The organism is Mucilaginibacter sp. PAMB04168, assembly GCF_039634365.2.
Lineage (GTDB): Bacteria > Bacteroidota > Bacteroidia > Sphingobacteriales > Sphingobacteriaceae > Mucilaginibacter.
Genome location: NZ_CP155079.2, coordinates 3,465,254 through 3,479,921, shown reverse-complemented (window position 1 = coordinate 3,479,921; position 14,668 = coordinate 3,465,254). Strand labels below are relative to the sequence as shown.

At 42.4% G+C, this 14,668-nt stretch carries 7 protein-coding genes; 6 read left to right on the top strand and 1 reads right to left on the bottom strand.

What is annotated here, in order from left to right; translation table 11 throughout:
• Positions 1 to 58 precede the first annotated feature (58 nt).
• Positions 59 to 5,914, top strand: coding sequence for a DUF3320 domain-containing protein (locus ABDD94_RS14710; protein ID WP_345952877.1), 5,856 nt, complete (start codon positions 59 to 61; stop codon positions 5,912 to 5,914).
• A gap of 378 nt (positions 5,915 to 6,292) precedes the next feature.
• A complete protein-coding gene (locus tag ABDD94_RS14705; RefSeq protein WP_345952876.1) occupies positions 6,293 to 6,913 on the top strand; it encodes a hypothetical protein in 621 nt (206 codons plus the stop codon).
• 242 nt (positions 6,914 to 7,155) lie between these two features.
• Here the strand turns inward: ABDD94_RS14705 and ABDD94_RS14700 are convergent, their stop codons facing one another.
• Positions 7,156 to 8,112 carry an NmrA/HSCARG family protein gene (locus ABDD94_RS14700; RefSeq protein ID WP_345952875.1) on the bottom strand — a complete coding sequence of 319 codons (957 nt, stop codon included), beginning with the start codon at positions 8,110 to 8,112 and terminating at the stop codon, positions 7,156 to 7,158.
• A gap of 101 nt (positions 8,113 to 8,213) precedes the next feature.
• On the opposite strand from ABDD94_RS14700, the gene ABDD94_RS14695 reads away from it, so the two are divergent.
• The 4 genes from ABDD94_RS14695 to ABDD94_RS14680 all read left to right on the top strand — a co-directional run bounded on the left by ABDD94_RS14695 (position 8,214) and on the right by ABDD94_RS14680 (position 14,160).
• Positions 8,214 to 8,600, top strand: a complete 387-nt coding sequence (locus ABDD94_RS14695; protein ID WP_345952874.1) for a helix-turn-helix domain-containing protein — start codon at positions 8,214 to 8,216, stop codon at positions 8,598 to 8,600.
• 657 nt (positions 8,601 to 9,257) lie between these two features.
• A complete protein-coding gene (locus tag ABDD94_RS14690) occupies positions 9,258 to 9,674 on the top strand; it encodes a hypothetical protein (protein ID WP_345952873.1) in 417 nt (138 codons plus the stop codon).
• 1,187 nt (positions 9,675 to 10,861) lie between these two features.
• Entirely contained in the window at positions 10,862 to 12,874 is a 2,013-nt protein-coding gene (locus ABDD94_RS14685) for an alginate lyase family protein (protein ID WP_345952872.1), read from the top strand.
• Positions 12,875 to 13,125: 251 nt separating this feature from the next.
• On the top strand, positions 13,126 to 14,160 hold the full coding sequence (locus ABDD94_RS14680) for a LacI family DNA-binding transcriptional regulator (protein WP_345952871.1): 1,035 nt from the start codon (positions 13,126 to 13,128) through the stop codon (positions 14,158 to 14,160).
• Positions 14,161 to 14,668: the final 508 nt, after the last annotated feature.

Genomic DNA, 14,668 nt, shown 5'->3' with positions numbered 1-14,668 from the left:
GTTAAAGTAAGAATTAACGGGTTGATACTAACAGGTTTTTTTTATATTAACAGCCTGTATGAATACAACCAGCCATCCTAAACCCGAAATAGTTCTCGATCATTCTCCCGCCATCAATTTTGCTTTCCAGCAAAACCATGTCCCGGTTATCCGCAGTTTAACTATCAAAAATAATTCTGGACTACATTGGGAAAATGTAAAGTTAAATATTGAATCGGAACCTGATTTCGCGGCCATTTGGAATGGTGATATCAGTATTTTGCACAATGGGGAAGAGCAGGTCTTCAAGAATATTCCCATCCACATTTCGTCGAAATACCTTGCCGAACTAACCGAACGCGTTTCAGGCAAGTTTATACTGACCGTAACTGCAGGTAACGATGTGATCTTTCGGGAACATTACCGCATAGAGCTTCTGGCCTATGATCAATGGAACGGTGTTGCTGTCCTGCCGGAAATGTTGGCGGCCTTTATTACGCCTAATCATCCTGAGATCGTCAAGATCATTAAAAATGCTTCGGAATTATTGAAAACGTGGACGGGCAGCCCATCGTTCGATGAGTATCAAAGCCGTAATCCAAACCGTGTCAGGAAACAGATGGCTGCTATATTTGAAGCCATAGTCGCAATGGACCTCGTGTATTGTACCGTGCCGGCAAGTTTTGAAGAAAGTGGCCAGCGCATCAGGCTGGCCGATAATATTTTCCATAACAGATTGGCGAACTGCCTGGATCTGTCTTTGCTTTACGCAGCCTGTTTGGAAGCGGTAGGCATTCATCCCCTGATCATCATCATCAAGGGGCATGCCTTTGTAGGTGGCTGGCTCATCGACGAGTCGTTTGCAGATACCGTTAATGATGACCCATCCTTGATCACCAAGCGCACGGCAGATGGCATCAACGATATTGTAATTCTGGAAGCAACCAGTATGAATGCAGGTAACCATGCTTCGTTTGATGATGCTGTACGATCGGCCGATCAAAAAATGATGAGGACCGAAGACTTCATTCTTTTCCTGGATGTAAAACGGGCCCGGTTCAGTTCCATCCGCCCGCTGCCGCTTCGAATTCCCACGCCCGCTGGTTGGGAGATCGTTGAAGAAGCGAGGCTGACCAAAGAAACAGCCTTGCCGGAGGATATCTTTATCGGCGAAAAGCTGATCCATGCTGATAAGATAGCTGTTTCCAAGCAAAGGCTTTGGGAGAGGAAGTTGCTTGACCTCACCCTTCGCAATAGCTTGTTGAATGTAAGAATTACTAAGAGTGTGATCCAGTTCATCACCATTAATGCGGGTAAGCTGGAAGATGCGCTTGCAGATGGTACCGAGTTCCAGGTGCTGGCCAAGCCCACTGACTGGAGTAACAATCCACGGGATACCGGGGTATATGAAGCCTTACATCAATCAGACCCCATTGCCGACCTGGTTAAAAATGAACTGTCACAACGGCGGCTGAGAACTTATTTGTCTGATCTTGAACTTGATTACAGCCTCACCAGTCTGTACCGGTCTTCCCGTCTATCTCTGGAAGAGAATGGCGCTAATACACTCTATGTTGGTTTGGGTTTGCTAAAATGGTTTGAAACCGACCTTAGCGAACGCCCCAGGTATGCACCCATCTTATTGCTGCCTGTAGAGATCGTACGTAAATCGGCGCAAAAGGGCTATGTGATCAGGAGTCGGGAAGAGGAAACAATTATGAACATTACCCTGCTGGAAATGATCAGGCAGGATTTTGGAATCACGATCGGTGGTTTAGAAACATTGCCTAAAGACGAAAGCGGGATAGATGTCAAGCGCGTTTTCAATATCATTCGCCAGGCTATCATGACCAGATCAAGATGGGACGTGGAAGAGCAGGCCCTATTGGGCACTTTTTCTTTTAGCAAATTTATTTTATGGAACGATATTCATAATAACGCAGATAAGCTGGCTCGAAATAAGGTAGTAGCAAGCCTTATCTCGGGTAAATTGGAATGGCAGCCGGATGCTGAAGCAGATGCTGCATCTATAGCCGACGACCAATTGCATCCGGGGGCTGTTTCCCTGCCTATCAGTTCAGACTCATCCCAATTACAGGCTATAGTCAGTTCGGGAGAGGGAAGAAGCTTTGTACTGCATGGCCCTCCGGGAACAGGCAAATCACAAACCATTACCAATATCATCGCCAACGCCTTGTATTCAGGTAAACGAGTGTTATTCGTGGCCGCTAAAAAAGCGGCCCTGGATGTGGTGGAGAGCAGGCTGGAATCTATCGGTATCGGTCCTTTTTGCCTGGAACTGCATTCCAATAAATCGAAAAAATCTGCCGTACTGGAACAGCTGAAAGCCGCTACAGAAGTGATCCGGAGAGAACCGCCTGAAATCTACCAGGCTGAGGCTGAGCGCTTACTCAATTTACGTAACGAGCTCAACGTTTACGTGACCGCATTGCATGAAAAATATCCTTTCGGATTTTCGCTGTTTGAGTTATTTACCAGGTACAGCCGCTTGCCGCAAAGCCCCGACCTGGTCAATTTCTCGGCAGATTCGTTGCAGGCATTAACTGCGCAACAGCTAACGGTTTGGAGAGATGCCGTACAAGAATTACAAGCTGCCGGTCAATTGATCGGGCATCCTTACGGCCACCCCTGGCAGGCGACCCGGATCGCACAATATAATCTTCAGCTCAAACAGGATATAAAGGTGGTTCTTGAAGATTTGTTAGCGCAATTAAACAATTCTGCTGAGCAAACGCAGAAGGTGAGCGAGGTACTGAAGGTTGGGCAGTTGGTCAGAACAAGAGAGCAGGAAACGGCGCTGGCGGTTTTAGCGGAAGTTTTCCAGCAAATGGAAGATCTGCCGGCTTCGATGCTGCGCACAGATTCTTTGGAGCAGACAATGGCCAGGGTGGTGGAGATAGCTGCACATGGGCGTAAGCGAGATAATATCCGTGCAGATTTATTAAGCCGTTTTCAAAAAGAAAGCTTGACTTACCCGGCGTCCGGTACGCTTGCGGACTGGAACATCGCCTCGGGGCAGTGGTTTTTACCACGCTGGTTTAAGCAAAGGGCTTTGTTGAAGGATGTGAACCGCCTGTCGTTATCCGGCGGAATCGAAAAAGATGGTGTACCGGGAGCCCTGCAGCAGATTATCCAGTATCAAGACGAGCAGGAAATATTGGCCAAAGCAGAATGGTTGCCTCCGGTAATAGGACACCTCTGGCGTAGTGGAGATGCTGATTGGGACAGGGTGATCAAAGCCTGTGAACAGGTTATTCAATTGAACAGGGCAGCAGGCACGATCATCGGCTCAGCCGGTTTAAGAGGCTGGCGGCTGCAATTAGCAGATGAGTTTGCAGAAGGGAGCCAGGCCTTTATTTCCGGCCATTACAAGCTGCTGCAAGCTTATGTAAGTTCCAACCGAACCCTCTTACAGCTACAGGACAGGCTTGCCTCGCTATTGGGGATCAACTTGAGCACTCCGGAAGAGCAGGGTACGGATTGGAAAAAAATGCTTTTTGCTGCGGCATCCGAATGGTTAGCACATATCGACTCCTTGAAAGATTGGTTCAATTGGCTGACAGCCCGGCAGAAAGCCTTGACAAACGGATTGGAGTCGTTGGTGGCCGCTTATGAAAGCGGAAAAGTGCAGACCGGAGACCTTACACGACAGTTCGAGAAAGGGTTCTACCGTTCTGCCGCTGAATATATCATTGAAAGAAATGCACAACTGGCAACCTTCAACGGCAGCCTGTTCGACGAGAAGGTCCGTCGTTTTCGCGAGATCAGCAAGGATTTTGAAGAGCTGACCAAGCAGGAGCTATACGCCCGACTTGCTTCAAGAATTCCATCATTCACACAAGAGGCATCTCAAAGTTCAGAGATCGGGATGCTGCAACGCAATATCAGGAATAACGGACGTGCCATGTCTATCCGCAAGATATTTGATGCCATTCCCAATCTTTTGCAGCGTTTAACACCTTGCATGCTCATGAGTCCGATCTCTGTGGCGCAATACTTTGATGCTAACAGCGCCAAGTTTGATCTGGTAGTGTTTGACGAAGCCTCCCAAATGCCGACTTGCGAAGCCGTTGGCGCCATAGCCAGGGGCACTAGTGTGATCGTTGTTGGAGATCCTAAGCAAATGCCGCCCACCAGTTTTTTCGCAACCAATAATGTGGACGAAGAAAATATTGACAAGGAAGACCTGGAAAGCATACTGGATGATTGTTTGGCGCTATCCATGCCATCACATCATTTATTATGGCATTATCGCAGTAAGCATGAAAGCCTTATCGCGTTCAGTAATGCCAAATATTATGAGAACAAATTACTTACCTTTCCATCCACAGATGATATTGTAAGTAAAGTGCAGTTCGTGCACGTGCCCGGCTTTTATGATAAGGGTAAGTCAAGGCAAAATAGGTTTGAAGCTAAAGCGATTGTAGATGAAGTGGTACACCGGCTGTCTGACCCTGAATTGGCGAAACGAAGTATTGGTATAATTACCTTCAGTTCCGTACAGCAAGTGCTGGTGGATGACCTGTTAAATGATGTTTTCAAGTTGCGGCCGGATCTGGAAAAAATTGCTTTGGAACGTGATGAACCGCTATTTATAAAAAACTTGGAGAATGTACAGGGAGATGAAAGAGACATCATCCTGTTCTCCATTGGTTACGGGCCGGATGAGCAGAGCAAAGTGAGCCTTAATTTCGGACCGATCAACCGGGAAGGTGGCTGGCGCAGGTTAAATGTTGCCGTGTCGCGGGCTCGTTACGAAATGAAGGTCTTTTCTACTTTACAAGCAGACCAGATCAACTTGAACCGCACAGGATCAGAAGGGGTGGCCGGACTAAAAGCATTCCTGGCTTATGCCGAAAAAGGGAAGACGGCATTGCCCATCAGGACAAGCCCCGAAAATGATCCCGGTGATTCTTTCGAAAGCCTTATTGCTAAAGTACTGCGCGAAAAAGGGTACAACGTGCACACACATATCGGTTGCTCTGCTTATAAAATCGATATCGGCGTAGTGGATAAGGACAATCCTTCAGGCTATATTTTAGGGATCATGACCGATGGCGTTAATTACTATAATGCCAAAACATCGCGTGACCGGGAGATCGTTCAGGTCGATGTATTGAAAATGCTGGGCTGGAATATGCATAAGATATATGCAACAGCCTGGTGGGAAAAGCCGGATCTGGTAATAGACGGCATTGTTACAGCCATTCAGCATGCTGAAGAAAATAAAGTGTCCCTACCCACCGCAGAAGTTCCTAAAGCCGTTGTACAAGAAGCCCCAATCGTATTGAACCGGACCTATCAACCGCCGGTTCAAAGGGAATGGGCATCGGAGCCCCCGGTTACTGCAGGTGTTGCGTACGAAATTTGCCCAATTGAAATTGTGCTGACCAGCTCGAATGAGGATATCCTGCTACCTCAAAATAGAGGAAAGTTGAAAACGCAGATCTTTAATGTTCTGGAAATTGAGGCGCCGATCAGCAAATCGTTGTTGAGCAAAAGGGTGCTTGCGGCCTGGGGCATCACCCGCATGGGAACTAGGATTGCTGCTCATCTCGATCTTTTATTTGAACAATTGGGCATGACGCCGATTCCTTGCACCTATAATGCCTTCTTTTGGAAAAAAGATCAGAATCCTGCTGATTACAAACAGTACCGCGTGGCGGTAAATGAAGCGCAAAAGAGAGATGCCGGTGACCTGCCGCCCCAAGAAGTAGCCAACGGTGTCAAACTGATTTTACAAAACCAGATCAGTTTAAATAGGGAAGACCTTGTGAGAGAAACGGCAAAACTATTCGGTTACGCGCGTATAGGCAGCAATGTAGAAAATGTGATGAATGCGGGGATCAATCAGGCTGTTGAGCTGGGCTTTGCGATCGTTCAAGGAGAACGTGTTGTCTGGCGGGCATCGTAATAACGTTTTTTTTACCCGTAATAAGGAAAGAATGGTCCATCCGAATCGGCCTTTTTTCAGTTGTTTTAAATAGGGGTTCTTAAAGTCTTATTAAAGCGGTTCCAGTAATTGTTTAGTTATGCCTGCAGTTCAAAATTTCAAGTTCATCTCATTTTTGAGACTCCTAAACATATACTTAAGGCAAAATGGTCTGCCGATATATCAGACTTAATTGTCTTAACCAATAGCTAAAGGCTAAATATTGAATGAACTGGTCTGACTTTGATCTGTTGTGGCTACCAGGCGTATGCACTTGGATTTTGCTAACTTAATATACCACCGACCATATGAACAGAACTTATAGATCAATGACGTTAATTTTATCACTTCTTTAAAATAATGAGCTCAAAATCCATCGGATGGTTGGTCGGCATTTTTGTCCTTTTTCCAATTTTTGTATTCATCTACAACAGGGTTATGGTTAGTGAAAACGATGGCGCTAAGTACTTGCAAGTTTATCTGCAGCAAATAATTCCATACAAAATTGTGGTTCCACAAATGAGTACTGCTTATACTAACCAATTAAAAGTTGAATATGACAGCTACAGAGCGGGAGCTAACCCAATAGGTTTTAAAGGGATTACTGGCCAACTTATGCTGATCTCTATCTATGATAAAAAAAGCAGGAAATTTTTTAAGATCTATCTATGTGATATAAATCGGCAGCGTACCTTTTCACTGGCCGATAAATTGGAAGGAAAAGAAATCTTGGTATATGTTAACAAAGAAGATCTTACAGATTCGGACTATGGAACACAAAAGAATCCTGTACCTGTGTTTAATTTTACCGGAACGAATGAAAAGATAGCTGTAGAATCAACTGATAATAATAATAACTTAGTAATGCGCAGCTTGGAACCAACAAAGCCGGAATGCGAACACAATGTACTTACCTACCTAACATATTTAATGTCTGAAGATGCCTTCAAAGCACGGTTTTTAACCAATACGAAGCATTAGCTATTCGGATTTTGTAATGGTTTACTTTGAGGACCGGCAATACTTTCTTGGTAACGGAATAGGCGTTTAGGTGGATGTGATACCATTCTACTGCGTTGGTTCATTATGGATATAACAGAAATACGAAGATATTTAATGTAAGGAATCAGCAACAAAGAGATGATGGCAAGAAATATCTTTCAGGATTAATAACAAGAAGCGTTTTACTAATACATAGTAAAACGCTTCTTTATCGACCAGGCCTAAAAGGAAAGCTTTTGCCCCTGCCAACCGGTGGTTCTCAAAAATTGTTCCCAACTCAAACTTTCCGGGTTTATCTGCCGGCTCCATGACCAGTCACGGTCTTTACTGAAATAACCACAGTCAACCGCATATGCTGTCATGCCTAAAATCTCACGTACTAAAAATTCGTTCAAACCAAATTCAGGGAAATGATGAAGTAATTCATCGCGCGTATATGCAGAACTGTAAACAGCGCTCTTGCCGGTGACCTGGTTAAACGTTTCGATCATTTCCCGGGGTGAGATTATATCGCCTATCACTGGCAGCGATTTACCGGCATATTTGGCTGAGTCGGATAATAATTCCAAAACTGCCGGTCCGGTAGCTGTAAGCGGGTCGACGAATGGTGCGCGGAAATCTTCAGGTAAATAAATCGGGAATACCAGCGTATCACCCTGCATTTTAGGCGTGTAAAATTCAACCAGGTTGGTGTAGAAGAAAGCCATGTAAATGAACGAGCTGATAACTGGCAGTGTCCGGATATACTCCTCGATTCTGGCTTTGTCCGTAAAATGAGGAGCAAACATTTTACCTGCTGTAATACGGTCAACATTCTCCAGGCTGCTGAAGATAATACGAGGTACACCCGCTTCAACTGCGGCATCGGCCAACTCCTTACCTAATTCAAATTCATGCGTTGCCGGCGGGGCGATATTGGGCGTCATTAAGAAAACACCGTCTGAGCCACGAAAAGCTTCAACAAATTCTTTTTGGTATCCCTGATCAAGCGGTATGTTCACCAGTTCAGCTCCCTGTGCTACTAAATGTAGTGCCTCAGGAGAGTTAATGCGGCGGGTAATGCCCCGCACTCTATACTTGCCGCTTGCTAAAAGCGTTTGAGCTGCGCTACGTCCTTGTTTGCCTAAAACACCGGTGATGGTGATGAGCGGCTTATGTTGCCATGGTGTTCTTTTCATGATTAAATGGTGAACTATAAAAATTATAGTTGCGAAACTATGTATAGCTTTATAGCTTTGCAATAACTATCCATAAGGATAGCTGCAACAAATCGAAGTAAATGAGTATAGAATGTAAAAGCGATCTGATAAAGGTGAATAATAAGGTTTATCCATGTACGGTAAGCCTGGCGATGGATTTGGTGGGCGGAAAATGGAAAGTGGTAATGCTATACCACCTAAAAGATACGGGTAAGCGTTATAGTGAGCTTGGAAAGGACATGCCGGGGATTACTGAAAGAACATTAAGCCTGCAGTTAAAGCAATTGGAAGAGGATGGCCTGATCTCGAGAGAGGTCTTCGGAGAAAAGCCACCTATCAAAGTTATTTACAGCTTAACTGATTTTGGCCGTTCCTTTATACCTGTACTTGATGCAGTTCTTGGCTGGGGAAATCAGATCGCCTTGCAAAAAGGAGAGTTTGTTAATAAGCCTTTAAAAGGTATTTAACACTCAGGTATAATATCCTGCTACGTCCGCTTTTAACGGGTTAACTATCTTTAGTTATAGACAATTTTGGTACTTCTAAAAAAGGTAAATTAGGGAGTAGGTAAGATTGAATAATATAAATCACTGTAGATCTATATTTAAGGCTTGGGCTCAATCCCTCCGTCACCACTATAAGCCTGTCAAAATATTAAAAACCCTCTAAATATCAATTTAGGGGTTCTTTATACTGCTTGGTCAAAGCATTAAGAAAACCATCTGTATAAAGGGAAATATTAGTGTTTATCTAGCTACTGTTCATGATCACCACAAGCTATTGCATCAGAATGCAATTTTCAACATTTGTCCCCTGTAACTAACCGCTTTGCCCCCCTCAAACTACTTTAAGAATGTGGAGATTTGCTTGACTGACTTAGGAAAAGCGTTGAATATAAGTCTGCAATCAACTTTTAAAAGTATTTCAACATGCGTTAATTCAATTACGCGATAGAGGAGTAATTACACTTAAAATATTCAAACCGTATCTTTTATTATAAGGAAATTGTTCTCCCGCAGAGGGCTAAAATATTGTTCGGCCAACAATGGAGTGTCCTGTCTTCTCCAAAACAGGATGGGGAAGCCATGACCCAGAATAGCGGCAATAATTTAATCAAACCAAAAATGAAAACTTTAAAAATCTATCTTCCAGGCATTTTTACTTGTATATTTCTACTAGCTTTTTCGTCTAAGGTTTCAGCGCAAACTGAATACAAATGTTATTTCCAGTATACCTATGGAGATTATTATGGCTTTGATTCTTACGGGACGTTTGAAATGGGTGATGACCCGTATTATTGTCCGGAATATCATGTAGCACCGGATACTGAAATTTATCTTGAGCCACGAAAATTTACATCAGGAGAATTAAGCGGATTTGGCTCCATAAGTCTTTATGCCGGTAACCCGGAAAGCTACTTTAATTATGGCCAATACGGTACTTTGCAACTGAGAGCCGGGCAGTATGCGCTTCTTAAAGCAGAATATTACACACCAACAGGTATGATAACCAAGTACATTTATTTGTCGTCATTTCAATAAATCTATTTGTAACTAGCTGTATCTTATTTAGTAAACCAGGGCATTCGACTTTACTGTTACGCATTAAGCCAGATAAGCATCGCTTTTAAAGCCAGCGGTTTTGGGTATGCGTTTAGAAAGCCAAAAGAATACTTTTGCCCGCGCTCCTTTATTAATTCGGAGCATGAGGTTGTAGTAAAAGTATAGCTTAGTTATTTGTGATGAAATTAAGTTTAATATGGGTGGTTACCTCAACCACCCATATTAAACTTAAGTGTCAGCAGCACCAGTTTTCTAATCAATATATGTTTATGTGGGGCTGATTGCATAGGTGTTGTAGTTCGTTAAACCGTTGTAAATGATTTTTAAATTACACCTAGTTCGCTTGATTACTACTTAAATTGTATTTGGCTTTCAGTTGGACTCTATGAATAAGTTATTGCCTTTAACTACTTCCTCTACAATTATTAATAACAAGGCCCCTAAGTAGGAGTTAGCCGTTAAGAATGTAAGATGGCAATATGTTTAAGTGATCTGCTTATGCTAAATCACTTTTCTAACTAGCGAACAGATACCACTATCTTATGCAGGAATGATATTTAAAGAGTGGACATCAAGTTTGCGACTTAAACATTAAGCCAATAGCTCGTCGTAAAATTTGTCATCCATGAATCTTTACTAAATCGTTTAAGTTAACTAAGTTTGCTGTAGCAAATCAATTTTAAAGTAAGGTGACTTTAGGAGCTCAACAATGATTAAATAGATAAATTGGTTATTGATGGGTGAATGCGGGTCTAATCCTGTTACACGAATTTAGATCTTAAACAGAAGTAAAACCGTATTACGCATCGAAGATAGAAGACTATCAAGATTATTAGCGAACCGTATTTTAATTTTATGCTTTTCAGATTGAATGTGATCATTAATCAAGCAGTTTAGTATCTCGTGAGACAGAAAACCGGCTATTCCGATATCGAATTGCATTTTATGGTTTCGTTACGGTCCTTTTAATTGCTTGAGAAATTCAACTTAGTTGTAGGTTATTTACTATAAGCACTGCCGCGTTTGAGATTGATTTGAATACGCGGAAGCAGTTTAAGATACATTACATGAACCAAGATGTTATCTATTATAGCTAACCAAGAGTGAGAATACATGATGATTGTAAAATTAAAATCACATGAAAGTACACTAACCAAAAATCTAAAATGAAAATAATTTCAAAAGGTATTTTTCTATCTGTTTTTTTGCTCAAAGTTATTTCGCTGCAGGCGCAACCATTTATTCATCCGGGAATATTACAAAGTCAGGAGGACTTAGTCCGTTTGAAGAAAGGAGTTCTTAACTCTTCCCAGCCTCTCTATGCCGGTTATTTAGTTTTTAAGGCGCATGCTCAATCACAACCCGACTATAAAGTGCAGGGGGCTATGCCTACCGTAGGGAGAAACCCAACAGTTGGGCAAGCAATTTATGATGCAGATGCAAACGCTGCTTACCAAAATGCCATTATGTGGACTGTAACAGGTGAGCAGCGCTATGCAGAAAAGTCTAAAGAAATTATTAACAAATGGGCTAGCACACTCCAAGAAATTACAGGTAGGGATGCTGTGCTGATGGCCGGACTCGGGCCATTTAAAATGGTTAATGCAGCAGAAATTCTACGGTACACAAATGCTGGTTGGAGATCAGATGACATTAAAAAGGCCGAGGTGCATTTCAAAACGGTGATTTACCCGGTAATCAAAGATTTTGCGCCATTTGCTAACGGAAATTGGGATTCTGCCGCCCTTAAGACAATGATGGCTATTGCTATATTCTGTAATGATCGCATGATGTTTGAACGGGCTATTGTTTACTACCAATATGGCTGGGGCGACGGAAGTTTACCCAATTATATCATTAATGAACAAGGTCAATGCCAGGAAAGCGGGCGTGATCAGGGCCACACACAACTGGGGATAGCGCACCTGGCTGACTGCTCGGAGATGGCATGGAACCAAGGCCTTAATTTATACAGCATTTACGATAACCGCCTCCTGAAGGGATTTGAATACACTGCTAAGTACAATTTAGGTATGGAAGTGCCTTATGTGCCTGCAATGGACAGAACTGGTAAATACTTACATCCTCGTATTTCGGAACAGGACAGGGGGAAGTTAAGAGCTGTTTATGAAGAAGTTTACAACCACTATGTTCATCGTATTAGTGCGCAAGCGCCGTATACCCAGCAGGCGGCAGAGAAAGTCAGGCCCGAACTGCAGGGTTTGCCAGGCGCAGATCATATTGGCTTCGGAACTTTCCTTTATTCGAGAGCAGACAATGGTGCCAACAAAAATAGATCGCATAACAACATTTTGGTTGCGCCTGCAGGACTTCATGCAGAATATGAAAGCAAATCTATTCACTTAACTTGGGTCCCGGTTATTGGAGCAACATCTTACATAGTAAAGCGGGCGCAAGATGGTGAAGGTACCTTTAAAATAATTGCTAAAGGCATTAAACATGCTGCTTTCTATGACCTGTCTGCCGCTAAAGGCAATCAATATCGTTATACGGTATGTTCTGTAAACGGAGAAGTGCAAAGTTCAAACGCCTATCCTTTAGCAATTAGTGCTGGATTGCCTTCAGGATGGAAGCAAACTGATCTTTCCGCTAAGCGTCAAAGTGTAGTAAATTACATTGACAACACGTTTATCATTCAAAGTAGTGGAATGGGCATGGATGTTCCCTATGATAAGGCTATGTTTGTGACCAAAGCAGTTAATGGTGATGCTACTATCGGAGGGAAATATATTCCACAATTAAGTTCACAGTTTACAGGCTTTGGTTTAACATTCCGTGAGGCGTCAGATGTTGGGTCAAAAAGCGTTGAAATAGTTGTGTCGCCCCGATCGACATCCCAAATCGAAGCACCTGGATGGGTAGTGCAATTACGGGCTCGAACTGCATCATCAGATAGTTCCGACATTATTTACACGTCGCCCGTTATCAGCGAACCTGCAGTCACTTACAATCGGTTAACTGGCCCGGTATGGTTGAAATTGGAGCGTGAAAACAATTTGTTCACAGCTGCTTACTCCACAGACGGTAAGACGTGGATGACAGCTGGTTCAGCACAATTGAATTGCAAAAAGAGTGGCGATTTTGGGATGTTGGTTTATTCCGGAATAAAAGATGTACCTACTACGGTGAGGTTTGGCGAGGTGAAGATTACGAGGTAATTCATATAAAGAAGTTTGATTTGACAGTTTAGCCGTAACTACTTCAACTGCCTTGCAGTTCTATCTCTTTACCTTATTCACAATGTCGGTCTGTTTTTGGCTCGTAGCACTTTCGAGGTGAAAAGAGATAATGCTAGTATTTAAGCTAATAACGGATTGTATTTCTAATAGTAAATTAAAATCGATTTAGTTTTTCACTTTTCGTAATTTGCGTTTTAAAAATCTCTCGAATACAAGACTGCTGAACGTTGATGATGAAAAAAAAATTATCTATAAAGGATATTGCTGAACAGCTCAATGTATCCAAAACAACAGTGTCTTTTGTCTTGAATGGTAAGGCAGATGAAAACGGTATCAGCAAGGCCATGCAAAAAAAGGTCTTAAAGCATATTGAGAAAGTTGGTTATAGACCTAACAGAATGGCTCAAGGCCTTCGTACCGGCCGCAGTAAAACTATTGGAATATTGATTGAGGATATTTCAGATGCTTTCTTTTCTACAATTGCCAGGCGTTTCGAAGAGATATTAGGGAATAAAGGTTATCGTATCGTTTATGGTAGCACGGAGAATAACACGGAGGTCACAAAAGATCTTATCCAAGTGTTCCGTAACCATCAAGTGGACGGATTTATCATTGCTCCGGCGCCAGGAATTGAACAGGCAGTGCAAGAGCTAATTGATGACAAGATACCAGTTGTATTCTTTGACAGGCCGCTTGCAGAGGTAGACAGCAGTTGTGTTTTAGTTGATAATTTTAAAGGTACCACCCGGGCTATTCAGCATTTTCTGGATAATGATTATCAACATATTGCAATGATTACATTGGCTTCTGACCAAGCGCAGATGAAAGAACGCGAAAGGGGATACCTGGAGTGTATAAAAGAGGCAGGTCGGCAATCCTATGTAATGAAATTGAAATACCATGAACAAAAAGAAAAGACAGTAGCTGATATTGAAGATTATTTGAAAAATAACCCAAATATCGATGCCGTATTTTTTGCAACCAACTATCTGGCCGAGAATGGTCTTGAAGCAATACTGAACCTTGACCTTAAAATCCCACAACAAATAGGTATTATCGTTTTCGACGACGCTAATCTGTTCCGCCTTTTCAAACCTTCAATCACGGCAATATCCCAACCTATTCAAGCTATTTGCGACCAAACCGTTCAACTAATTCTGGAACAACTGGACAATGATGGTGAGAGTGCCCCAAGAGTTGTCCAATTAGCCACTTCCCTTATAGTTCGAAATTCTACAACTCGCAAGCAAGTTGTAATGCTTTAAATAATCGGGAAATTAGCGAGCTTTCATTAGTATCTGTAAAGATCATCATAAGTGCTGTTTGTTTAAATACTATGGAATCAACGTGTTTAAGTATTCAGCGTTTACCTGGTTTTAAGCTCTTTTAATTCACTTGTACCCGTTTAACGCTATTCTTTTTAATGCTTAAAAACGTGTGTTTGCAATGAAATAGTTTTGAAGCTTGAATGATGAAGTATGCCAACTCATAATCTTGTTTCTCCAGCTTTTTACAGCGTGCACCTGCATTGTTTACAAATGCGCTGATTCCTCCACTCACGCCAAGTAATGTAAAATCACCTGCTCTCCACTTAACTGATTTAGTAATTTACTGACCGCTTATACTGGTAGACGTTTAAACAAGACATACAGATAAAGGGGTATAGCTATTGTTAAAAATTCAATTAAAGTGACTTTATTTTAAGAAAAGTGCAGATTAAATTAAATCCGCGCTCTGGATTCCTAATAGATTTTAGAAGCTAATGAATTTTAA